The 22,340-nt window shown below is 64.1% G+C and carries 22 protein-coding genes; 12 read left to right on the forward strand and 10 right to left on the reverse strand.

Annotated elements, in window-relative coordinates; genetic code table 11:
• The first annotated feature begins 63 nt into the window (after positions 1–63).
• Positions 64–933, forward strand: a complete 870-nt coding sequence (locus tag OEG81_RS08880; protein ID WP_264132381.1) for a DMT family transporter — start codon at positions 64–66, stop codon at positions 931–933.
• A gap of 48 nt (positions 934–981) precedes the next feature.
• Here OEG81_RS08880 and OEG81_RS08885 read toward each other — a convergent pair whose 3' ends face one another.
• From OEG81_RS08885 to OEG81_RS08900, 4 genes are all read right to left on the reverse strand, one after another.
• On the reverse strand, positions 982–2,049 hold the full coding sequence (locus tag OEG81_RS08885; protein ID WP_264132382.1) for a sulfate/molybdate ABC transporter ATP-binding protein: 1,068 nt from the start codon (positions 2,047–2,049) through the stop codon (positions 982–984).
• 2 nt (positions 2,050–2,051) lie between these two features.
• Positions 2,052–3,020 carry a sulfate ABC transporter permease subunit CysW gene (gene cysW, locus OEG81_RS08890; RefSeq protein ID WP_264132384.1) on the reverse strand — a complete coding sequence of 323 codons (969 nt, stop codon included), beginning with the start codon at positions 3,018–3,020 and terminating at the stop codon, positions 2,052–2,054.
• A gap of 2 nt (positions 3,021–3,022) precedes the next feature.
• Positions 3,023–3,886 carry a sulfate ABC transporter permease subunit CysT gene (gene cysT / locus OEG81_RS08895; protein ID WP_264132385.1) on the reverse strand — a complete coding sequence of 288 codons (864 nt, stop codon included), beginning with the start codon at positions 3,884–3,886 and terminating at the stop codon, positions 3,023–3,025.
• Positions 3,887–3,964: 78 nt separating this feature from the next.
• Positions 3,965–4,975 carry a sulfate ABC transporter substrate-binding protein gene (locus tag OEG81_RS08900; RefSeq protein ID WP_264132386.1) on the reverse strand — a complete coding sequence of 337 codons (1,011 nt, stop codon included), beginning with the start codon at positions 4,973–4,975 and terminating at the stop codon, positions 3,965–3,967.
• A gap of 235 nt (positions 4,976–5,210) precedes the next feature.
• Between OEG81_RS08900 and OEG81_RS08905 the strand changes: the two genes are divergently transcribed.
• The 4 genes from OEG81_RS08905 to OEG81_RS08920 all read left to right on the forward strand — a co-directional run bounded on the left by OEG81_RS08905 (position 5,211) and on the right by OEG81_RS08920 (position 9,822).
• Positions 5,211–5,648 carry an MbcA/ParS/Xre antitoxin family protein gene (locus tag OEG81_RS08905; RefSeq protein ID WP_264132387.1) on the forward strand — a complete coding sequence of 146 codons (438 nt, stop codon included), beginning with the start codon at positions 5,211–5,213 and terminating at the stop codon, positions 5,646–5,648.
• Positions 5,649–6,371, forward strand: coding sequence for an RES family NAD+ phosphorylase (locus OEG81_RS08910; protein ID WP_264132389.1), 723 nt, complete (start codon positions 5,649–5,651; stop codon positions 6,369–6,371).
• Positions 6,372–6,402: 31 nt separating this feature from the next.
• Entirely contained in the window at positions 6,403–7,746 is a 1,344-nt protein-coding gene (locus tag OEG81_RS08915; RefSeq protein WP_264132390.1) for an NAD(P)H-dependent oxidoreductase, read from the forward strand.
• A gap of 102 nt (positions 7,747–7,848) precedes the next feature.
• Positions 7,849–9,822, forward strand: coding sequence for a PIG-L family deacetylase (locus tag OEG81_RS08920; RefSeq protein WP_264132391.1), 1,974 nt, complete (start codon positions 7,849–7,851; stop codon positions 9,820–9,822).
• On the opposite strand, the gene OEG81_RS08925 is transcribed toward OEG81_RS08920, so the two are convergent.
• On the reverse strand, positions 9,819–10,598 hold the full coding sequence (locus tag OEG81_RS08925; RefSeq protein WP_264132392.1) for a PRC-barrel domain-containing protein: 780 nt from the start codon (positions 10,596–10,598) through the stop codon (positions 9,819–9,821). The two genes, OEG81_RS08920 and OEG81_RS08925, sit on opposite strands and share 4 nt — an antisense overlap.
• A gap of 160 nt (positions 10,599–10,758) precedes the next feature.
• Between OEG81_RS08925 and OEG81_RS08930 the strand changes: the two genes are divergently transcribed.
• The 5 genes from OEG81_RS08930 (at position 10,759) to cueR (ending at position 16,155) form a co-directional block, all read left to right on the forward strand.
• Positions 10,759–12,183 (forward strand): cytochrome ubiquinol oxidase subunit I, encoded by a 1,425-nt coding sequence (locus tag OEG81_RS08930; protein WP_264132393.1) that lies wholly within the window; start codon positions 10,759–10,761, stop codon positions 12,181–12,183.
• 5 nt (positions 12,184–12,188) lie between these two features.
• Entirely contained in the window at positions 12,189–13,196 is a 1,008-nt protein-coding gene (gene cydB, locus OEG81_RS08935; protein ID WP_264132395.1) for a cytochrome d ubiquinol oxidase subunit II, read from the forward strand.
• The gene (locus OEG81_RS08940) at positions 13,196–13,342 is read left to right on the forward strand and encodes a DUF2474 domain-containing protein (protein ID WP_264132396.1); all 147 of its coding nucleotides are present in this window, start codon (positions 13,196–13,198) and stop codon (positions 13,340–13,342) included. The genes cydB and OEG81_RS08940 overlap by 1 nt, the downstream gene beginning before the upstream one ends.
• Positions 13,343–13,459: 117 nt before the next feature.
• Entirely contained in the window at positions 13,460–15,748 is a 2,289-nt protein-coding gene (locus tag OEG81_RS08945) for a heavy metal translocating P-type ATPase (RefSeq protein ID WP_264132397.1), read from the forward strand.
• Positions 15,745–16,155, forward strand: a complete 411-nt coding sequence (cueR, locus tag OEG81_RS08950) for a Cu(I)-responsive transcriptional regulator (RefSeq protein WP_264132398.1) — start codon at positions 15,745–15,747, stop codon at positions 16,153–16,155. Before OEG81_RS08945 ends, cueR begins: the two co-directional genes overlap by 4 nt.
• Here cueR and OEG81_RS08955 read toward each other — a convergent pair.
• The 4 genes from OEG81_RS08955 to OEG81_RS08970 form a co-directional block, all read right to left on the reverse strand.
• Positions 16,152–17,234 (reverse strand): glycosyltransferase family 4 protein, encoded by a 1,083-nt coding sequence (locus tag OEG81_RS08955; RefSeq protein ID WP_264132399.1) that lies wholly within the window; start codon positions 17,232–17,234, stop codon positions 16,152–16,154. The genes cueR and OEG81_RS08955 overlap by 4 nt on opposite strands.
• A 5-nt stretch (positions 17,235–17,239) precedes the next feature.
• Positions 17,240–18,058 carry a UDP-2,3-diacylglucosamine diphosphatase gene (locus OEG81_RS08960; protein WP_264132400.1) on the reverse strand — a complete coding sequence of 273 codons (819 nt, stop codon included), beginning with the start codon at positions 18,056–18,058 and terminating at the stop codon, positions 17,240–17,242.
• A gap of 132 nt (positions 18,059–18,190) precedes the next feature.
• Positions 18,191–19,474 (reverse strand): arsenic transporter, encoded by a 1,284-nt coding sequence (locus OEG81_RS08965; RefSeq protein ID WP_264132403.1) that lies wholly within the window; start codon positions 19,472–19,474, stop codon positions 18,191–18,193.
• Between the two features lie 94 nt (positions 19,475–19,568).
• Positions 19,569–19,859, reverse strand: a complete 291-nt coding sequence (locus OEG81_RS08970) for a hypothetical protein (protein WP_264132406.1) — start codon at positions 19,857–19,859, stop codon at positions 19,569–19,571.
• Positions 19,860–20,092: 233 nt separating this feature from the next.
• Here OEG81_RS08970 and OEG81_RS08975 point away from each other — a divergent pair, with 233 nt between their 5' ends.
• Together OEG81_RS08975 and OEG81_RS08980 are read left to right on the forward strand one after the other, a co-directional pair.
• The gene (locus OEG81_RS08975; RefSeq protein ID WP_412034126.1) at positions 20,093–21,331 is read left to right on the forward strand and encodes a PQQ-dependent sugar dehydrogenase; all 1,239 of its coding nucleotides are present in this window, start codon (positions 20,093–20,095) and stop codon (positions 21,329–21,331) included.
• Positions 21,318–21,662, forward strand: a complete 345-nt coding sequence (locus OEG81_RS08980; RefSeq protein ID WP_264132408.1) for a c-type cytochrome — start codon at positions 21,318–21,320, stop codon at positions 21,660–21,662. Before OEG81_RS08975 ends, OEG81_RS08980 begins: the two co-directional genes overlap by 14 nt.
• 44 nt (positions 21,663–21,706) lie before the next feature.
• Here OEG81_RS08980 and azu read toward each other — a convergent pair whose 3' ends face one another.
• Positions 21,707–22,156, reverse strand: coding sequence for an azurin (gene azu / locus OEG81_RS08985; protein ID WP_264132409.1), 450 nt, complete (start codon positions 22,154–22,156; stop codon positions 21,707–21,709).
• Positions 22,157–22,340: the final 184 nt, after the last annotated feature.

Consider the following 22,340-nt stretch of genomic DNA (forward strand, 5'->3'; position numbering starts at 1 on the left):
GGGCGGCCGCCGGCCGCGCAAGCCGCCACCCGGCGTTGACGGGCCCGGCCCCATGAGCCCCCCATGACGCTGCAGACCTTCGCTCTTGTCATCAGCGCGGCTATTCTGCACGCGGCCTGGAATCTTCTATCCAAGAAGGCCGCCGCCGCGGCCGGCCATTTCGTGTTTTCCTACCGCCTGCTGTCCTCGGTGCTGTATGCGCCGTGGGTCGTCTATATTTTCTGGGCCGACGGAATGGACTGGAGCCTGGCAGCGATCCTGTTCATCGCCTTGTCCAGCGTCCTGCATCTTTGCTACAGCCTGTGCCTGCAATGGGGCTACCATGCCGCCGACCTGTCCGTGGTGTATCCCATCGCGCGCGGCACGGGGCCGCTGCTGTCCAGCCTGGCCGCCTTCATCCTGCTGGGCGAACGGCCGTCCACCTTCGGCGTGCTCGGCATCGCCTGCGTGGTCGCGGGCATCCTGCTGATCGCCTCCGGCGGCAATCTGCGCCGTTTCGCCAACCCGCAAGCGCTGGCCGGCGTGCGCTGGGGCTTTTTCATCGGCCTGTTCATCGCCGCCTACACCGTGGCGGATGCCTACAGCGTGAAGGTCCTGCTGGTCGCTCCGGTGATCCTGGACTGGTTGTCCGCGACCGGGAATGCGCTGATCATGGCGCCTCGGGCCTGGGTGCGCCGCGCGGACATGATGGCGCAAATGCGCGGAAAATGGGGCTATGCGCTGGCGGTGGGCGCCTTGTCGCCGATGGCCTACATTCTGGTCCTCTATGCCCTGCAGCTGGGCGGCCCGGTCAGCCTGGTGGCTCCGCTGCGCGAGACCTCGCTGATGATCGCGACCGTGGCGGGATTCTTCATACTGAAGGAAAAAGTCTCGGCCGCCCGGGTCATGGGTTGCGCGGTGATCGTGGCGGGCGTGATCTTGCTGGCCCGATAGCACGCGTCGCGCTCCATGCCCGGTTGCGCAGAACGGGCATGGCCGCGCTCAGACGGTCTGTTCGGCGAAGATATGCATCTGCCTGGGCCGGGCGATCAGGGTTTCGTTTCCCTTCAGTCCCAGCTGCGAGAACCGTTCGGCTGAAATGACGGCTTCGATCCGTTCCGACGTATCGGCCCGCTTCAGTTCCAGCTGCGCCAGCGGCCCTATGGCGTGGACGTGTTCCAGCTGCACGACAATGCCCGGGGCATCCGGCGTATAGCGATCGATCTCGATGTCGTGCGGCCGCACGTAGGCGGTGCCGTGGGCCGCGCTCGCGTCCCGGTGGCCGGGCGCCTCCAGCACGGTATCGCCCGTTTCCAGCAGTCCGTCGCGGATGCGGCCATGAAACAGGTTCACATGGCCCAGGAAGCCATAGACGAAAGGCGTGGCGGGCTGGTTGTAGACCTGGGCGGGCGCGCCGGTCTGCTCCACCTTGCCCTGGTTCATCACGACGATTTCATCGGCCACTTCCAGGGCCTCTTCCTGATCGTGGGTGACGAAGATGCTGGTGACCTGCAATTCATCGTGCAGGCGCCGCAGCCAGCGCCGCAGTTCCTTGCGCACCTTGGCGTCCAGCGCGCCGAAGGGTTCGTCCAGCAGCAGCACGCGCGGTTCGACCGCCAGGGCGCGCGCCAGGGCAATGCGCTGGCGCTGGCCGCCCGACAGCGCCGAGGGCTTGCGGTCGGCGATCCAGTCCAGTTGCACCAGTTCCAGCAGGCGAGTGACTTTTTCCTTGATGGCGGCATCGGTCGGACGCTCTTTGCGCGGCTTGACGCGCAGTCCGAAAGCGATGTTCTCGAACACGCTCATGTGCTTGAAGAGCGCATAGTGCTGGAACACGAAGCCAACCTGGCGCTCGCGCACATGGCGCTCAGTGGCGCTTTCATTGTCCAGCAGTATGTCGCCCGAGTCGGGGTGCTCCAGGCCGGCGATGATGCGCAGCAAGGTGGTCTTGCCGCAGCCCGACGGCCCCAGCAGGGCCGTCAGCTTGCCGTCGGGAAATTTCAGGGATACGTCGTCCAGGGCGGTGAAGCCGCCAAACCGTTTTTGTATATTGCGTACTTCGATGCTCATGATCAGTGCTCCTGGATGGCCTGCGGGGTCGTCGTGCCGCGGGTCCGCCATTCGACCCACGATTTCAGGGCCAGCGTCACCAGCGCCAGCATCGCCAGCAGCGATGCCACGGCGAACGCCGCCGAAAAGTTGTATTCGTTGTAGAGAATTTCCACGTGCAGGGGGATGGTGTTGGTCAGGCCCCGGATGTGGCCGGAGACCACCGACACCGCCCCGAACTCGCCCATGGCGCGCGCGTTGCAGAGAATCACGCCGTACAGCAGCCCCCACTTGATGTTGGGCAGCGTGACGTGCACAAAGGTTTGCCAGCCCGTGGCGCCCAGCACCAGGGCTGCTTCCTCTTCTTCGCTGCCTTGCGATTGCATCAGCGGAATCAGTTCGCGGGCGACAAAAGGAAAGGTGACGAAGACGGTCGCCAGCACGATGCCCGGCACGGCGAACAGTATCTTGATGTCATGCTGGTACAACCAGTCTCCCATCCAGCCCTGGGCGCCGAACAACAACACGTAGATCAGGCCGGAGATCACCGGCGACACCGAGAAGGGCAGGTCGATGAGGGTGATCAGCAGGTTCTTGCCGCGGAACTCGAATTTGGCGATGCACCAGGCGGCGGATACGCCGAATGCCAGATTGAGCGGCACGGCGATGGCGGCTGTCAGCAGGGTCAGCCTGATGGCCGCCAGCGCGTCGGGCTCGACGATGGCGGCTACGTATGCGTCCCACCCTTTGCGGAAGGCCTCGGCGAAGACGGCGAACAGGGGCACGAAAAGGAAAAGCCCAAGGAAAAGGAGGGCGGCGAGTATCAACAGGCAGCGTACCCAGGGAGGCTCCAGCGTGGCCGGCGCGCTCCTGTTGCGGGCGCCGGCCACTCCCGCGCCCGGGGTTAGGGCGGCCGGCGATCCGGCGGCCGGCGATCCGGCGGCCGGCGCCCCGGTGACTGGAGCGGCAAGCGTGCCATTCAGTGTATTCATTTTCAGCTCCTGGCGGCCTGGCTGCCGCGCCGCGTCCAGGCTTGCAGCACATTGATGGCAAGCAGCAGCGCAAACGAGGCCGACAGCATGACGACGGCGATGGCGGTGGCGCCCGCATAGTCGTATTGCTCCAGCTTGGTCACGATCAGCAGGGGGGTGATTTCCGAAACCATGGGCATGTTCCCGGCAATGAAGATGACCGAGCCGTACTCGCCGGTGGCGCGGGCGAACGCCATGGCAAAGCCGGTCAGCAGGGCCGGCAGTATGGTCGGGAAGACCACCCGCAGGAAAGTCTGGAGGCGATTGGCGCCCAGGCTGGCCGCGGCTTCCTCCAGCTCCTGCTCCGCCTCTTCCAGCACCGGCTGGACGGTGCGTACGACGAAAGGCAGGCCTATGAAGGTAAGCGCCACCATCACGCCCAGCGGAGTGAATGCCACCTTCACGCCCGCCAGCTCCAGGTATCGCCCCAGCCAGCCATTGGGCGCGTACAGCGCCGTCAAGGCGATTCCGGCCACGGCGGTGGGCAGGGCGAAAGGTAGATCCACCAGCGCGTCCACCAGCTTCTTGCCGGGAAAGCGGTAGCGCACCAGCACCCAGGCGACGATGGCGCCAAAAATCAGGTTGATGGCGGCGGCCAGGAGGGAGACACCGAAACTGAGCCGGTATGAGGCGATGACCCTGGGCGAGGCGATGGCCTGCCAGAAGCCCTCCCACGTCAGGGTGAACGTCTTCAGGAAGACGGCCGACAAGGGGATCAGGACAATCAGGGCAAGATAAAGCAAGGTGAAGCCCAGGGTAATGCCAAAGCCGGGAATGACCCGGAAAGGCTTGGGGCTGCTTGCCAGGGGAAGGGCGATGCTGGACATTCGATTACTCATGCATGATGGAGGCGTCGGGCGCGATTGCGTCGGCGCCGCCCGTAAGCGGCGCCGACGCTAAGGCCGCTACTTGGCTGCCGGCTGGTATATCTGGTCGAAGACTCCGCCGTCGCCAAAGTGATGCTTTTGCGCCTTGGCCCATCCGCCCGCCACCTCGTCGATGGTGAACAGCTTTATCTTTGGATACTGCGCCGCGTACTTCGCGGCGATCTTTTCCGACGTGGGCCGGTAGTAATTCCTGCCGGCGATGTCCTGGCCCAGGTCCGAATACAGGTATTGCAGATAGGCCTGGGCCACCTTGCGCGTTCCCTTCTTGTCGACGGTCTTGTCCACGATGGCCACGGGCGGTTCGGCCAGGATGCTGACCGACGGGGCCACGATTTCAACCTTGTCCGGGCCCAGTTCCTTGATGGCCAGCAGCGCTTCGTTCTCCCAGGCCAGCAGCACGTCGCCGATGCCGCGTTCGACAAAGGTGGTGGTCGAGCCGCGCGCACCGGAATCGAGCACCGGCACCTGCTTGAACAACTGGCCCACGAACTTCCTGGCGCTTTCCTCATTTCCTCCCGGCAGGCCCAGGGCATAGCCCCAGGCGGCCAGGTAGTTCCAGCGCGCGCCGCCCGAAGTCTTGGGGTTGGGCGTGATGATGGACACGCCCGGCTTGATCAGGTCGTCCCAATCCTTGATGTGCTTGGGATTGCCCTTGCGCACCAGGAAGACAATGGTCGACGTGTAGGGGGAACTGTTCAGCGCGAATTCTTTCTGCCAACCGGGCTTGATGGCGCCCCGGGCGGCGATGGCATCGATGTCCGAAGCCAGGGCCAGCGTCACGACGTCGGCCTCCAGCCCGTCGATCACGGAGCGGGCCTGCTTGCCCGAACCGCCATGCGACTGCTTGATGGCGACCGTATCGCCGGTCCTGGCTTTCCATTCCTTGGCAAAAGCCTGGTTGAATTCCTGATAGAGCTCGCGGGTGGGGTCGTAGGAAACGTTCAAGAGCGAGATATCCGCCGCCTGGGCGGATTGCGCCGCGAAAAAGGCCAGTGCGGCGAGTGTTTTGACGACAGTGCGTAGTGCCATGCTTGCATCCTTTCTTATGATGGGCCGCGAACCAGGAATGGTTCACGGGTCCCAGGGCTCTAGACTAAGGATGAAGGACGAGAAATAGAACGATTACTTTCGCCAATGTTTATAAGCTGCGCACATTATGCGCCCGGGCTATAAGTTGAATTTCGCCCTCAAAAAAAGCCGCTCCGGAAATGGAGTATGAAATATCCGTAAATGGAGTGTAAAATGTCCATGAACGGAGAACATCATGAACCTGGCCTATGCGTACCCCCTCAGCCGCTTCGAACCGGCGGCAATGGTCGACCTGAACGACAAGCCCACGCGCGAGCGCCTTTCCGGCTCCGCCCTGAAGGGCTTCTTCAAGCTGGCCGACGCCTGGAAACTGCGCGACGAAGAGGCCTGCAATCTATTGGGGGGCCTGTCCAGCAGCGCATTCTACGAATGGAAGAAAAAACCCGACCGTGTGCTGGAGGTCGACCGCATCACGCGCATCTCCTATTTGCTGGGCATCTACAAGGCCCTGCACATCCTGTACGGCGACGAACTGGCCGACCAGTGGGTGGGCATGCCCAATCGCAACATCATTTTCAAGGGCAGGACTCCGCTGGACTACATGCAGGAAGGGGGCTTGCTGGCCATGCAGACGGTCCGGCAACTGCTGGATGCGCGCCGGGGCGGGGTGTAAGTGCGCCTGCCGCCCTTGTCGCAAATCAGGCAGCACGATACCTGCCGGCTGCTGCCTTCGCGCTTCGCCGATGCCGAAGATTCCGTGCTGGCGCCGCTGGCCGACAGCCCGGCGCATCTGGCCGATCTGTTTGCGCTCGATAACGCCACCAATCAGAGGCTGGCCGCCGAGCGCGGCCTGGCGCCGGGCATAGGAATCGACGAACTGGTCTTCGGGGTGCCCAACTTCCGCATCGTCAACGCCGCCTATACCTACCCCCGTCCCGAGGGCAGCCGCTTCAACAGCGGTCTGCGGGGCGCTTGGTATTGCGCCTTCGACGTGGATACCGCCATCGCCGAAATCGTTTTCCACAAGACAGTGGAGTATGCCGAAATCGGCCATTTCCGCGACAGCGTCGACTACCAGCTCATGCTGGCCGACTTCAGCGGTCAGTTCCACGATCTGCGCCGCGCCTCCGGCTTCAGGCAGTGCCTGGATCCCGAAAGCTATGTGGCTTCGCAGGCGCTGGCCGAATCGCTGCTGGAAAACGGATCGCTGGGACTGGTGTACCCTAGCGTCCGGCGAGCCGGCGGCGTCAACCTGGCCTGCTTTCGTCCCGCCCTGGTCAATAATGTGCGGCGCGACGCGGCATACCGGCTTAGCTGGTCGGGCACGCCGGAACCGGCAGTCAAGGCCATCAAGGCAAAAAGCAAAGGCAAGAAGATACCAAGGCGCCCAGCCTGAACGCTGCGCCATTTAACAAAGAGAGGAGCACATGAGTCTTTACGCACAGTTGCAGCAACGCGCCGCCGAACACAAGCCCATACGGGTGGGCCTGATCGGCGCGGGCAAGTTCGGGTCCATGTACCTTGCGCAGATACCGCGCACGCCAGGGGTTCACCTTGTGGGCATCGCCGATCTTTCGCCGGACGCGGCCAGAACCAACCTGGAGCGCGTGGGCTGGAAGCCGGAACAGACACAGGCCGCATCGGCCCGGGATGCGCTGCGCACGGGCGCCACCTGGATCACCGACGACTGGACCGCCCTGGTCGGCGTGGCCGAGATCGACATCATCGTTGAATGCACGGGCAATCCCATCGCGGCGGTCGAGCATTGCCTGGCGGCCTTCGATCAGGGCAAGCACGTGGTCAACGTCACCGTCGAGGCGGACGCCTTCTGCGGCCCTTTGCTGGGACGCAAGGCCAAGGATGCCGGCGTCGTCTATTCCCTGGCTTTCGGCGACCAGCCCGCGCTCATCTGCGACCTGGTCGAATGGGCGCGCACCTGCGGCTTTCCGGTGGTGGCCGCCGGCCGCGGCCACAAATGGCTGCCGCATTTTTCCGAGTCCACGCCCGAAACCGTTTGGGGCTATTACGGCCTGACACCTGAACAGGCCGCGCGCGGCGGACTGAACCCCAAGATGTTCAACAGCTTCCTGGATGGATCCAAACCCTCCATAGAAAGTTCGGCCGTGGCCAACGCCACGGGCCTGGGCGTGCCGTCGAACGGGCTGCTTTATCCTCCCGCCAGCATCGAAGACATTCCCTATGTGACCCGGCCGGTGTCCGAAGGCGGGGTGCTGGAACGCAAGGGCATGGTCGAAGTCGTTTCCTCGCTCGAGGCCGACGGCCGCCGCATCCCCTACGACATACGCATGGGTGTCTGGGTGACGGTCGAGGCCGAAACCGACTACATCAAGAACTGTTTCGAGGAATACAACGCGCATACCGATCCCAGCGGCCGCTACTTCACCTTGTACAAGCGCTGGCATCTCATCGGCCTGGAGGTCGGCATGTCGGTGGCCTCCGTGGCCTTGCGCGGCGAGCCCACGGGCGTGGCCACCTGCTGGAACGCCGATGTCGTGGCCACCGCCAAGCGCGACCTTCAGGTCGGCGAACTTCTCGATGGCGAAGGCGGCTATACCGTGTGGGGCAAGCTGCTGCCGGCGGCCGCGTCGCGCACGCTGGGCGGGCTGCCTTTGGGCCTGGCGCACAACATCAAGGTCACGCGTCCGGTCAGGAAGGGGCAAAGCCTGTCCTGGGACGATGTCGCCATCGACACCACCACGTCGGCCTACAGGATACGCCGCGAAATGGAAACGATATTCGCCGCCTCCTGACGCCTTGCGCCCGATCCGGCCTTATCGCCCGCCGCAATAAAAAGGCGTAACGGCCTTGTGAAAAAGGAATAGAATCGCAAGAAAAATTTTCACTGGAAAATCTTGAAAGCGATTCGCTGGCTGATGGCGTTATGCGGCGTGCTTGCTCTGGCGGGCGGCCCGCTTGCAAGCTGGGCCGGCCCCGCACTGGCCCAGTGCAACGGAATCAAGGATCTGGTTTTCGTGCCTCATCAGGACGACGACCTGCTTTTCATGAACCCCGACATCGAATCGGCCATCGACGCCGGCGGCTGTGTCCAGGTGGTTTACCTGACGGCCAGCGAGCGGGGCGAGGGCGAGCCCTACATGCTGGGACGCGAGCGCGGTGTGCGCGCCGCCTATGCCTATATGGCGCAAACCGCCAACGAATGGACGGAAGACACCGTTGGCGTCGGAGCCCGGACGATCGCCCGTTTCACCCTGGCCGGCAACCGGCGTGTGCAGTTGCTGCATATGCGCATCAAGGATCCCTGGCTGGGCAAGGGCTGGGGCAGCTTGACGCCCCTGAGCCAGGTCGAGTCCGTGCCCGGAACCACCGCGGATTCCCTGGGTGCGTTTGCTCAGGCCTATACACGCCAGGACCTGGTGCAGACGATAGCCGGCATCATCCGCGACTATGCGCCCTCAACGATACGGCACATGGACGACACCGTGGCAGTGCCTTATACCGCCTTGTGCTGGCGCTGCGCCGGCCATGACCATCCGGATCACATCGCCAGCGCGCGTCTGGTGCGCGATGCCTTGCGGACTTTCCCGGAAGGCCTCTTTGCCGAAGTGGCTTATGTCGACTACCCCAGCCAGGAACGGGACGCCAATCTGTCTTCCGCCGAGATCGCGGACAAGACCGAAGCCTTCAGGCGCTACGCCTGGGACGATTACCGCTATTGTTCGGGCGCCGACCATTGCAAGGAGCCGGCCGGTCCGGCGGCCTCGTGGGTGGGGCGCAGCTATTACGTGTCGCGCCGCAGCGCGCCTCCGATATTGTTGCCCGCCTTGGGCGGCGGCTACCTGCTGCTGGCCGTGGGCGAGTCCAACCGGGCGGCCAACGTCTGGACCAGCACCCTGCGCCGCTGGAACAGCCTCGGCGGCCGCAGCGCGGACCCGATCGCGGCATTCCAGTATCCGGACGGCGGCGCCGGCATCCTGGCCAGGGATGCGAATGGCCGCGTGTGGACCCAGCGCCAGGATGCGCAGGGCCGCTGGGAGGGCTGGCAAGCCATCGCGGGAGCCCGCATGAAGCGCCTGCCCGCAGTCGCCGCCCAGGAGGCGGCGGCGGTGGGCCTGGGCAACGACGGCGTATTCCACTTCAGCGCCTATAGCCCGGAAGGGCGGAACTGGCCGGCGTGGATCGCCATGCCGGCCTTGCCAGGGCCGAGGCCTGCCGCGGCGCTGGCCGTGGACGCGAATGGAGCGCATGTGGTTTTTGCCTGCGATCAGGATGGCGCCGTCTGGGCCAGCACGCAAATCGCCCATGCCCCTGCAGCGGCTTCCGTTCTCGATTCCTCGATGTGGACGGCCTGGCAGCGCTTGCCCTTGCCGCCCGCCAATGGAGGCCTGGCCGCGTTGCGCAATGCCGACGGGCTTATCGAACTGTTTCTGCGCGACCGGACCACGGGGCATCTGCTTGCCTCCGTGCAGCAGCGGCCCGGCGGGGCGCAAGGTCCATGGCGGGCCGCTGTCGACATGGGTTTTTCGTACTCGGGCCAGCCGGTGGCCGCCCTGAACGAGCACGGCAAGGTGGTCGCCGCCGCGCTGGACGGATCCAGCCTATGGCTAGTGGAAGAGGGCAAGGCCGTGCGCATCGGAACGGGAATGGCATCGGTTCCCGCTTTGTACTCGGAGGCGGGCGTCCTGCATATTGCGGCCCGGGCCGCGCAGGACGGACAGGCTTACTGGCTGCGGCTACGCCGCGGCGGGGCATGGAGCGCCGCCGTGCTGATCGACCCTCCGCCCGCAGGCGGCGGGAATTCCTTCATCGCCGCCCCGCTGCGGGCCGACGCGCCGGCCGCCCCGACGCTGGCCGCCCGTCTGCCTTAATCCCAATACGCCTCCCGGCCGTAATAGCGGTGCAGCCGCGTCTCGTAGTCGCGATCCAGCGGCAGGTTCTCGTCGTATTCGGGGCTCTCCTTGATCTGTTCGCGGGTCAGCCCCACCTGCACCGTGGAGTCGGTCCAGTCGATGCGGTCTATCCAGTGCGTGGCAAGCAGCACCTTCTTGCCGCCCGGCCACCAGTTGCGCGTATCGACGAGCAGATAGCGGATGGCCCAGTCTTCGTCGTCGCAGATGAAATCCTCGACATGGCCGATCTCGTCGTCGGTGCCGGCAATATGGTAGCCGGTGACATCCTTGCAACTGCGCAGGTGCACGTCCTCGGGACGATCCGCGGCGCGCTCCGCGACCGCATCGGGACGCAGGTCCACAGGCGGGACGGTGCCGGATTCGGGCAAAGGATAGACTGGATAGCCGCCCACCCCCCACAGGTATGGGCCGTTCCAGTAATTGCCGAAACCGTAGTACTGTGAAAATTCCCCTTCCAGTTGGCGGGAAACGGGCTGATGCGTATCGATGTCCGGGCTGTTGGCGACCTGGTCACGCGTCAGCGAGACATGCACGGTTTCTTCGAGATCGTCGACGCCCTTGATGGAATACGGGGAAATCAGCACGCTCCGCTTGGACAGCCAGCTGCCGGTTTCCACCACCAGATAGCGGATGCCCCATCGTTCGTCATCGAAGTACACGTCTTTGACGCTGCCTAGTTCATCGTCCGTGGCTTGAATTGCATAGCCCTTCAGGCTGCTGGTCTTGCGTAACATGGATACTCTCCCGGTGGTTCGTTGGAAGCCTATGGCAGCAAGCCGCATGCCCGGAAATTATCCGTTTACGCTGACCGCTTCCTTCATGTAAAGTGACTTCTTCCCGTGCGCGGCGGCGACCGGCAACATGTGCCACCGAGGCAAGAACAAGGAGCAGGGCATGGATCTCGATGCATTGATGCTGGCCCGGATTCAGTTCGGTTTCACGATTTCCTTTCACATCATTTTCCCGGCGATCACCATCGGCCTGGCCAGCTATCTGGCCGTGCTGGAAGGTTGCTGGCTGAAGACCCGGAACCCGGTCTACCGCGAACTCTACCTGTACTGGATCAAGATATTCGCGGTCAATTTCGGCATGGGCGTGGTGTCGGGCCTGGTGATGGCTTATCAGTTCGGCACCAACTGGAGCTATTTTTCCGATTTCGCCGGCGGCATCACCGGCCCCTTGCTGGCCTATGAAGTCCTGACGGCCTTTTTCCTGGAAGCGGGCTTTCTTGGCGTGATGCTGTTCGGCTGGACGCGCGTGGGGCCGGGCCTGCATTTCTTCGCCACCATCATGGTCGCGCTGGGCACGCTGTTGTCGGCGACCTGGATACTGGCCTCCAACAGCTGGATGCAGACACCCGCCGGATACGAAATCATCAACGGGCAGGTCGTCCCCACGGACTGGCTGGCCGTCATCTTCAATCCCTCCTTTCCCTACCGACTGGCGCACATGGGGATGGCCGCCTTCCTGGTGACCGCGCTGATCGTCGCCGCTTCGGCGGCATGGCATCTGCGCCGGCGCAACGACACGCCGGCCATACGCACCATGCTGTCCATGGCCATGTGGATGCTTTTGCTGGTGGCCCCCCTGCAGGCCGTGGTGGGCGATTTCCACGGCCTGAACACGCTGAAGCACCAGCCGGCCAAGATCGCCGCCATCGAAGGGCATTGGGAGAACAAGCCCGGCGAGGGCGTGCCGCTGACCCTGATAGGCTGGCCCGACATGGCCGAGGAAAAAAATCATTTCGCGGTGGAAATCCCCCGTCTGGGCAGCCTGATCCTCACGCACAGCTGGGATGGCCAGTTTGCGGGGCTGAAGGAATTCCCGCCCGAGGACCGGCCCAACTCCACCGTGGTGTTCTGGTCATTCCGCGTGATGGTCGGCCTGGGCCTGCTGATGATAGGGCTGGCGCTGTGGGCAGCCTGGGCGCGGCGGCGCGGCCAGCTGTATTCATCCATGCCTTTGTTGCGGTTCGCGCTGTACATGGGGCCGGCCGGCCTGGTCGCCATGCTGGCGGGCTGGTTCACCACCGAAATCGGCCGCCAGCCCTGGATCGTCTATAACGTCATGCGGACGGCCGACGGCGTCAGCCGGCATGGCGCGCTGGAGGTCGGCGTGACGCTGGCCCTGTTCGTGGTGATCTACTTCATCGTGTTCGGAGCCGGTACCGTCTATATCCTGCGGCTCATCGGGAAAGGGCCGCAGATCGACGCGCCCCCGGAAGGCGGGCCCGGCGAGGCGCAAACGCCCAGCCGGCCATTCTCGGCCGCGCCCGACTCCGACGACATCGCGGCGTCCGGCCGCACAGACCAAGGGTGAATGCCATGGGTATCGATCTGGCGCTGCTGTGGGCCGTCATCATTCTCTTCGGCATATTGATGTATGTCGTGATGGACGGCTTCGACCTGGGCATAGGCATACTGTTCCCCTTCATTCCGGACAAAGAGGACAGGGACGTCATGATGAACACCGTGGCGCCCGTCTGGGACGGCAACGAGACCTGGCTGGTGCTGGGCGGGGCCGGCCTGCTGGCGGCCTTTCCCCTGGCATACTCGGTCATACTCAGCGCCTTCATGCTGCCGCTCGTCTTCATGCTGCTGGGCCTCATCTTTCGCGGCGTGGCCTTCGAGTTCCGCTTCAAGGCCCATGCGCATCGCCGGCATTGGTGGGACAAGGCATTCATTTTCGGCTCGTTCACGGCCACGTTCTTCCAGGGCGTGACCCTGGGCGCCTACATGCATGGCCTGCCCGTCGCCGACCGGGGCTACGCCGGCGGGGCGCTGGACTGGATCACTCCGTTTTCCATCTTCACCGGCCTGGGACTGATCGCGGCCTATGCGCTGCTGGGCTGCACCTGGCTCATACTCAAAACCCATGGCGAGCTGTACGACCGCATGCGCCAGCTGGCGCGCCCGCTGACCCTGGTCCTGCTGGGCGTCATCGCCATCATCAGCATCTGGACTCCGCTTACGCATAGCGCCATCGCCGAGCGCTGGTTCAGCCTGCCCAATATGTTCTGGTTCGCGCCTGTGCCGGTCCTGGTGCTGCTGGCAAGCTACTATCTGCTGCGTTCCCTGAACGAAGATCCGCATGCGGGGCCGTTCCTGTTGACGCTGGCGCTGATCTTCCTGGGCTACAGCGGACTGGGCATCAGCGTATGGCCCAACATCATTCCGCCCGACATCTCGATCTGGCAGGCCTCCGGGCCGCCGCAAAGCCAGGGCTTCACGCTGGTCGGCGCCTTGCTCATCGTGCCGCTCATCCTCATGTACACGGCCTGGTCCTATTATGTGTTTCGCGGGAAGGTCGTTACCGGCGAGGGCTATCACTGATGCACGACGCGCGGGATGGACGCCGGGCGTCGTGGCGCAGGCGCATTGCATGGCTGATCGGCATCTGGGCCGCCAGCATCGCCGTCCTGGCCCTGGTGGCCTATGCCTTGAGGCTGGTCATGAACGCGGCGGGCATGACCGCCTGAATTCCGCGCCAGGGCTTGTATTCAAATTGCTGTTGACCTTACCATGATGGCAAGGTTTACATTAAACCCTGAACCGCAGCCCAGGCTGCCGACAACCATTTCAGGGATCTCATCGCAATGTCCACTCTTGATCTATCCGTAAGCGGCATGAGCTGCGCGTCCTGCGTCGGACGTGTGGAGCGGGCGCTGGCCGCCGTGCCCGGCGTCACGCAGGCCAGCGTCAATCTGGCGACCGAGCGCGCGCAGGTGGAAATGCGGCAGGACATACCCGCCGACCAACTGGTAGCAGCCGTGCGCAAAGCCGGCTACGAGGCCGCCATTGTGACCGATGGCGGGGACGCGGACGAACTTTCGGCCCGCCACGCCGCCGAGCAGGCGCTGCTCAAGCGCGACGTCCTGCTGGCCGTCGCGCTGGCCCTGCCGGTATTCGTGCTGGAAATGGGTTCGCATTTGCTGCCCGCCTTCCATCATTTCATCGAGCAGGCCATAGGCCGGCAAGCCAACTGGACCATACAGTTCCTTCTGACATCCCTGGCGCTCCTGTTTCCGGGCCGGCGCTTCTTCACCAGCGGCATTCCAGCCCTGCTGCGCCGGGCGCCCGACATGAATGCGCTGGTGGCCGTGGGCGCCGGCGCGGCCTATGCCTACTCGGTCGTGGCCACCTTCCTTCCAGGGCTGTTGCCGGCAGGGACGATCAACGTCTACTACGAGGCGGCCGCCGTCATCGTCGCCCTCATCCTGCTGGGGCGCTATCTGGAGGCCAGGGCCAAGGGCCGCACGTCCGAGGCCATCCAGCGCCTGGTCAGCCTGCAGGCCCGCAGCGCGCGGGTGTCGCGCGATGGGAGCATCGTGGAAGTGCCCATCGGGCAGGTCAAGGCCGGCGACCTGCTGGAGCTGCGTCCGGGCGAACGCGTGCCTGTCGACGGCGAAGTCGTTGACGGCAGCAGCTTTGTGGACGAATCCATGATCAGCGGCGAGCCCGTGCCCGTAGAGAAGAGCCCGGGTGCCGCCCTGACCGGCGGCACGGTAAACCAGAACGGCGCCCTGATGCTGCGCGCGACCAAGGTCGGCGGCGACACCGTGCTCTCGCAGATCATACGCATGGTCGAACAGGCGCAAGCCTCGAAGCTGCCCATTCAGGCCCTGGTGGACCGGATCACCATGTGGTTCGTGCCGGCCGTCATGGCGGCCTCCGCGCTGACCTTCGTCGTCTGGCTGGCGCTGGGCCCGTCGCCCGCGCTGACCTTTGCCCTGGTCAACGCGGTGGCGGTGCTGATCATTGCCTGCCCCTGCGCCATGGGGCTGGCCACACCCACGTCCATCATGGTGGGCACGGGCAGGGCCGCTCAAATGGGCATCTTGTTCCGCAAGGGCGAAGCCCTGCAGGCGCTCAGGGATGTCCGCGTGGTGGCGGTGGACAAGACCGGCACGCTTACGAAGGGCAGGCCCCAGCTGACCGACCTGGTCCTGGCCGAAGGCGTGCAGCGGCCCGATGTGCTGGCCGCCGTCGCCGCCGTCGAGTCCAGGTCCGAACACCCCATTGCGCGCGCCATCGTCCGGGCGGCGCAGGCGGAAGGGCTGACCCTGGATGCGGTGGACGATTTCGAGTCCGTGACCGGCTACGGCGTGCGCGCCCGCGTGGCGGGCCGGCCGGTACAGATCGGCGCGGACCGCTATATGGAAAAACTTGGCCTGGAAGTGGATGTCTTCGCCGAGGCGGCGCACCGCCTTGCCGACGAAGGCAAGACGCCCTTGTACGCGGCCCTGGACGGCCGGCTGGCCGCCATGATAGCGGTGTCCGATCCCATCAAGGAAACCACCGGCCCCGCCATTCGCGCGCTGCACGACCTGGGCCTGAAGGTCGCCATGATCACCGGCGACAACCGCCGCAGCGGCGAAGCCATCGCACGCAAGCTGGGCATAGACGAAGTCGTGGCGGAAGTGCTGCCCGAAGGCAAAGTCCAGGCCGTCAAGCGGCTCAAGCAGGAACACGGCCTGCTGGCTTTCGTGGGCGACGGCATCAACGACGCGCCCGCGCTGGCCGAAGCCGACGTGGGCATGGCCATCGGCACGGGCACCGACATCGCCATCGAAGCCGCCGACGTCGTGCTGATGTCGGGCGACATGGGAGGCATACCCAATGCCATCGCCTTGTCGAAAGCCACGATCGCCAACATACGCCAGAATCTGTTCTGGGCCTTTGCCTACAACACGGCGCTCATTCCCGTGGCGGCCGGCATGCTGTACCCGCTGAACGGCACGCTGCTTTCGCCGGTGTTCGCGGCCGGCGCCATGGCCCTGTCCAGCGTGTTCGTGCTGGGCAATGCCTTGCGGCTGCGCGGGTTCAGGGCGCCCGCGCAGCGCGGCGCCAAGGATGGCCTGCGGCTGAAGGAGCGGACACGATGAATATAGGCCAGGCGGCCGGCGCATCCGGGGTTTCCGCCAAGATGATCCGCTACTACGAGAGCATCGGACTGGTCGATGCCGCCTCGCGCAGCGATTCGGGCTACAGGCAATACGCCGACAAGGACGTGCAGACGCTGCGCTTCATAAAACGCTCGCGCGACCTGGGGTTTTCGCTGGACCGCATCAAGACCCTGGTCGGCCTGTGGCAGGACGGCACGCGCAAAAGCGCCGACGTCAAGAAGCTGGCCCGCCAGCATATCGCCGAATTGAACGCCGATATCGAAAAGCTGCAATCGATACGCGACCAGCTGGAGCATCTGGCCGATTGCTGCAAGGGCGACCAGCGGCCCGACTGCCCCATTCTGGCCGACCTGGCCCACCCGGGCGGCGGCCACGGGCCACGCTAGCGCGCTGCTTGCTTGGCCTGCGCCCGCTCCGGCACGTTGCCGGCATCCGTTTGGGCGGCTGTCCGCCGGCCGCCTCGTTCCACCGGGTGCAGGTAAGACAGAAAGGTTTCCGTGCATGCGCGCCACGAGAATCTTTCCGCATGGGCCCGCGCTTCGCTGCGCGGAATTTCCATGGCTTTCAGGCAGGCCGCCCGCAGGTCCTTGTCCAGGACGCCCGCTCCGGAGTCGCCCAGGACATCGATGGGCCCGGTGACCGGAAAGGCCGCCACCGGGCAGCCGCAAGCCATGGCTTCCAGGAGCACCAGCCCGAAGGTGTCGGATCGGCTGGGAAATACGAACACATCGGCCGCGTTATACAGGCTGGCCAGGCCCTCCTGGTCCAGCACGCCCGTGAAATGCGCATCGGGGTAGCGCTGCTTCAGCGTCTGCAGCAGGGGTCCGTCTCCGGCAACCCACTTGGTGCCGGGCAGATCCAGGTCCAGGAAGGCCTCCAGGTTCTTCTCGACCGCAACCCTGCCCACGCACAGGAAGATGGGCGGCTTCTGCACATGGGGCAATGGGGGGCCGGGCTGGAATATGTCCAGATCGACCCCGCGCGACCAAAGCACGACTTGTGGTTCGGGGAAGCCGAAGGCCAGGAGGTCGCGCTTGACGGTCGGCGTGGGCACCATGACGGCGCGGGCCGGGCCATGGAACCAGCGCAGGAAGCGGTAGGTCAGCGACAGGGGAATGCGTGTGCGGGCATGCACATATTCCGGGAAACGGGTGTGGTAGGCCGTGGTGAAAGGCAGGCCATGCCGCAGCGCATAGGCGCGGGCGGCCAGGCCCAGCGGACCTTCGGTGGCGATGTGCAGCGCCTCGGGCTGGAACGCGTCCAGGCGCGCGGCCACTTTGCGGCGGGCAAAAAGCGACAGCCGGATCTCGGGATAGGTGGGGCAGGGCAGGGTGCGGAATTCCAGCGGGGTCAGCAGGTCGACGTCATGGCCCATGCGGATCAGTTCCAGCCGCGTTTGCGTAAGCGTGCGCACTACCCCATTGACCTGGGGCTCCCAGGCATCCGTAACGATGAGAATCTTCAAGATTGCTATGCTCCTGTGTCGGCGGAACGCGGGGCGGCGGGCGCCGCCTCGACCGTCCCGGCTTTTGCCGTGGGTTCGGGTATCCAGGTAATGATTTCAAGGCGGCCGTCCAGATGCTCGACCAGTGCGGTCCGGCTTTCAACCCAGTCGCCGTCGTTGCAATAAAGCATGCCGTCCACGTCGCGGATCTGGGCTTTATGAATGTGCCCGCAGACCACGCCATCGAAGCCGCGGCGCCTGGCCTCCTTGACCAAGGCCTCTTCGAAGGCGCTAATGAACGATACGGCGTCCTTGACCTTGTGCTTCAGATATTGCGACAGGGACCAGTAGTCCAGGCCCATGCGGGCGCGGGCGCGATTGAACCAGACGTTCCAGGTCAGCGCCATGCAGTACAGCCTGTCGCCCAGATAGGCCAGCCACGGCGCGTACTGGATGACGCCGTCGAACAGATCGCCGTGAGTGATCAGCAGGCATTTCCCGTCCAGGGTGGTGTGCTCGGCTTCGTGCTGCACTTCGATGCCGCCGAAATGGTCGCCGGCATATTGCCGCGCGAAAGAGTCATGATTGCCGGGGATATACACCACGCGCGTGCCTTTGCGGGCCTTGCGCAGTATCTTTTGTATGACGTCGTTGTGCGACTGGGGCCAAAGCCATTTCTTCTTCAACTGCCAGCCGTCTATGATGTCGCCGACCAGATACAGGGTCTCGGATTCGTGCTGCTTCAGAAAGTCCAGCAGGGGTTCGGCCTGGCATCCCGCCGTGCCCAGGTGCAGGTCCGAAATCCAGATCGTCCGATAGTGGCGGCTTGTGCTGTGTTCTTCCATCGACTCCGGTACCGGGGTGCAAGTGCGCGATGGAGGGCATTACAGCAGCGTGGCATGACGGCGGCATGACAGTCGCAGGCAGCGGCCAATACTGTTGCGCCGATGCACGGCGCGGATCCCGATGGCGCCGGCTCAGGCGCCCAGGCGCAGGGCCAGCGCGGCCAGGGTAAGCAGCAGCACGGGCAGGGTCAGCACGATGCCGACCCGGAAGTAATAGCCCCAGCTTATCGCCACGCCTTTGCGCTCCAGAACGTGCAGCCACAACAGGGTGGCCAGGCTGCCTATGGGAGTGATCTTCGGTCCCAGGTCGCTGCCTATGACGTTGGCATAGACCATGGCCTCCTTCACGACGCCCGAAGCCTGGCTGGCCTCGATGGACAATGCACCCAGCAAAACCGTGGGCAGATTGTTCATGATGGAGGAAAGCAGGGCGGTCAACAGGCCGGTGCCCAGCGTGGCGGTCCAAAGGCCGCCTTCGGCGAGACGATCGAGCAGGCCGGCGATCCAGGCGGCCAGGCCCGCATTGCGCAAGCCGTATACCACCAGATACATGCCCAGCGAAAAGATCACGATATGCCAGGGCGCTTCACGGATCACCTTGCGGGTGCCTATGATGTGGCCGCGCCCCGCCACCACGAGCAGCGCGGCGGCGCCCGTGGCGGCAATGGCGCTGATCGGAATGCGCCAGCGCTCCAGAACGAAAAATCCCGCCAGCAGGAACAGAAGGACGATCCAGCCGGCCCTGAAGGTGTTCAGGTCCCGTATGGCATGCGCCGGCGCCTTCAACTGGTCCGCCCGGTAGCACGAAGGAATGTCCCGGCGGAAATACAGCAGCAGGACCAGCAGCGTGGCCAGCACCGAGACGACATTGACCGGCGCCATGACCGCCGCGTAGCGGGCAAAGGTAATGCCGAAGAAGTCGGCCGACACGATGTTGACCAGATTGGATATGAGCAGCGGCAGGCTGGCCGTATCGGCGATGAAGCCCGCGGCCATCACGAAGGCAAGTGTCGCCGCGGGCGTAAACCCCAGCGCCAGCAGCATGGCCATGACGATGGGCGTGAGAATCAGCGCCGCGCCATCGTTCGCGAACAGCGCCGATACAGCGGCCCCCAGAAGGACGGTCAGTGCAAAGAGCAGCCGCCCGCGCCCTCGGCCCCAGCGCGCCACATGCAGCGCCGCCCATTCGAAGAATCCGGCCTCATCCAGGACGAGGCTGATGACGATGATGGCGATGAAGGTGGCGGTGGCATTCCAGACTATGCTCCAGACCAGGGGGATGTCGGACGGGCTGACGACTCCGCAGGCCAGCGCCAGCAAGGCGCCGATCGAGGCGCTCCATCCTATGTTCAGGCCGCGCGGCTGCCAGATGACCAATATGAGGGTTGCAAGGAATATGAGCGCGGCGAGGGGCATGATGCGGAAAAAGAAGAGGACGGCGGGCCGAGCGGCTGTTACCCGATTGAACAGAAAGCGAAAAACAGTAACGCTTCCGCCCAGTTCCGGTTTGTTAAGGGGTCGCGTCCGCCGTGCCGGCCAGGGCCTTTTCCAGCAAGCCGTTCACCACGTCGTTGACGTCGGCGCCCTGTTCCTGCGCGCGCTTGCGGATCTCGTGGATGATTTCTTCCTTGAGCTTCAGGGGAAAGGATACCAGGCCGCGTGCTTGGTCCAGCTTGCGCTGCTCGCGGCGATCCAGCGGCGCCGCGCCGGAGGCGGCGGAGTAGCGGGCAGGGGTGCTTCCCTTCTTCATTTTCTCGACTATCTTCAGTGCTTTGTTCTTTTCCAGATCGGTTTTCTTCATGGGATTCCACGGCAAGGTTCCATGGCGCACATCGATATCGCCATCGCGGAATTATAAGCCCGGGCACCAGTTAACTTTGCTTGCAAAATAAACGCGCGGGACGCCCGCGTAAGCCGAATAACCGAGTGCAAGAAAAGCGATTGGGAGTAGCATCGAATCGCTTGCCGGAGAGCATGGCACCATAACCTCGATAATACGGGAGAGACAACATGAACATCGGAAAACGATTATCAATGATCGCTGCCGGTCTTGCCTTCGGCGTCGCGGCAGGTGGCGCGCAGGCGCAGGATAACGTCCAGAAATTGATGAACATGAGCACCACGGGCGCATCGCTGGATATCCCGCCCGTGCCGCAGACGGGGCCCGGCCCCGACTCCATCAAGGAGAACCTGAAGAACATAAAACTGCCCCCAGGCTTCAAGATCGCCCTGTATGCCATCGTTCCCGATGCGCGGCACATGGCCGTGGGGCCGTCCACCGGCGTCGTTTTCGTCGGTACCCGCAAGACCAGTATCTGGACGGTGACCGACAGGAGCAAAAGACGGGTCGCCGACGACGTCAGGCGTTTTGCCCCCTCGGTTGCGCTGAAGGTTCCAAACGGCCTGTGCTTCTCGCCCGACGGCTTCCTGTATAGCGTCGAGCACAATCGGGTATTGGTGTTTCCCGCCGCGGAGTTTTTCAACGAAGGCCCCGACGTGGCGGCCGGAGTCGTCGTGCCCCAGGGAGAACTGATTCCGGTGGCCGACGAGAGCTTCAATCACGGCGCGCGGACCTGCCGCATCGGCCCGGACAAGAAGCTGTACATCACCATGGGCAACCCGTTCAACGTGCCGCCCAGGGAAAAGCTGGAGCCCTACGGCAAAGTGGGCATGATGGGCATCATCCGCATGGACGTCGACGGCAAGAACCGCGAAGTCTTCGCGCACGGCGTGCGCAATTCGGTGGGCCTGGATTTCAACCCGAAAGACCAGACCTTGTGGTTCACCGACAACCAGGTCGACGGCATGGGCGACGACAAGCCCGCCGGAGAGCTGAACCGCGCGACCGAGGCCGGCCAGGACTTCGGCTTCCCCATCTATGGCGGCGGGCATACGCGGACCGTGGAGTACAAGGACGATCCGGAGCCCGCGAATGTCATATTCCCGCAAGTCGAAATGGACGCGCATGCGGCCGATCTCGGGCTGACTTTCTACAGCGGCAAGATGTTCCCCGAAAAATACCGGGGCGGCATTTTCTCGGCGCAGCACGGTTCGTGGAACCGGACCACGCCGATAGGCGCGCGCGTGATGTTCACCAGCCTGAAGGAGGACGGCACGGCCGACAAGACCGAGGTGTTCGCCGATGGCTGGCTGACGTCGAACAACGAGTATCTGGGCCGGCCGGTCGATGTGGCGGTGCTGCCCGATGGCTCCCTGCTCGTGTCGGACGACTATGCCGGCGCCATCTACCGGATCTCGTATGAGGGCGAGTAAGCCGGTTCTGAAACGCATGGCGGGAGGATTGGCGGGCTTGCTGCTGCTCGTGCCGGCAGCCCGTTCCACGGCGGCCGATGTGGCGGCGGGACGGGCCAAAGCGGCGCAGTGCGCCGTCTGCCACGGCGCCAACGGCATTGCGACCTTGCCCGATGCGCCCAATCTTGCCGGCCAGAGCGAAATCTACCTGGCCAAGGCCTTGCGCGACTTCAAGTCGGGCGCGCGGAAGAACGAAATGATGACCATGATGGCGGCCGGCCTGTCGGATGCCGACATCGAGAATCTCGCGGCTTACTACCAGAGCATCGAAATCACTGTAAAGCAGCCATAGAGCGCCCGCCCTTCACGATGGAAGGGCGGGTGGTGCGGGAGTAATCAGCCGGCCAGTTTCAGCGTGCCGGTCATGATGGCCCAATGCCCGGGGAAAGAGCAGAAGAAGGCATAGTTTTCGCCGGCCGCCAGTTTCGCGGTGTCGAAAGTGACCGACGCCGACTCGCCGCCGCCTATGACTTTGGTATGGGCGATGACGCGGGCGTCGCCTTCTTTTACATAGTCCTTGTCCAGGCCGGCGGCCATGCCGTCGGTGGCGACGCCTTGCTTGTCGGCTTCCTTGGTCAGCACCCAGTTATGGCCCATGGCGGCCTTGGGCAACTGGCCGACGTGCTTCAGGTGCACCGTGAATTCCTTGCAGCTTTTGTCCACCGTCATTTCCTTGGTGTTGAACTGCATGGCGTCATTGCTTTCGATGGTGGCTTCGCATTGCGCAGCCATGGCGGGTACGGCCATGATCGAAAGCAGGGCGGCGAAGGTGGCTTTGACTAACATGGGGATGATCTCCAGGAAACGAGTGGAACAAAAATCGGCATTGTTGTCGGGGATGCTGCAATGCCCTATGCTTCTCATTTAAGCGCCTAATCGTGGCACGCGTCTTGATCCAGGTCAAATCGATACGGGTTTTCCCCAGTCGGACTGCCAGCCGCCAACACACTTCGACACAAAGGTCATCCCG

Origin of the sequence: Pollutimonas sp. M17 (assembly GCF_025836975.1) — a bacterium.
Classification (GTDB): domain Bacteria; phylum Pseudomonadota; class Gammaproteobacteria; order Burkholderiales; family Burkholderiaceae_B.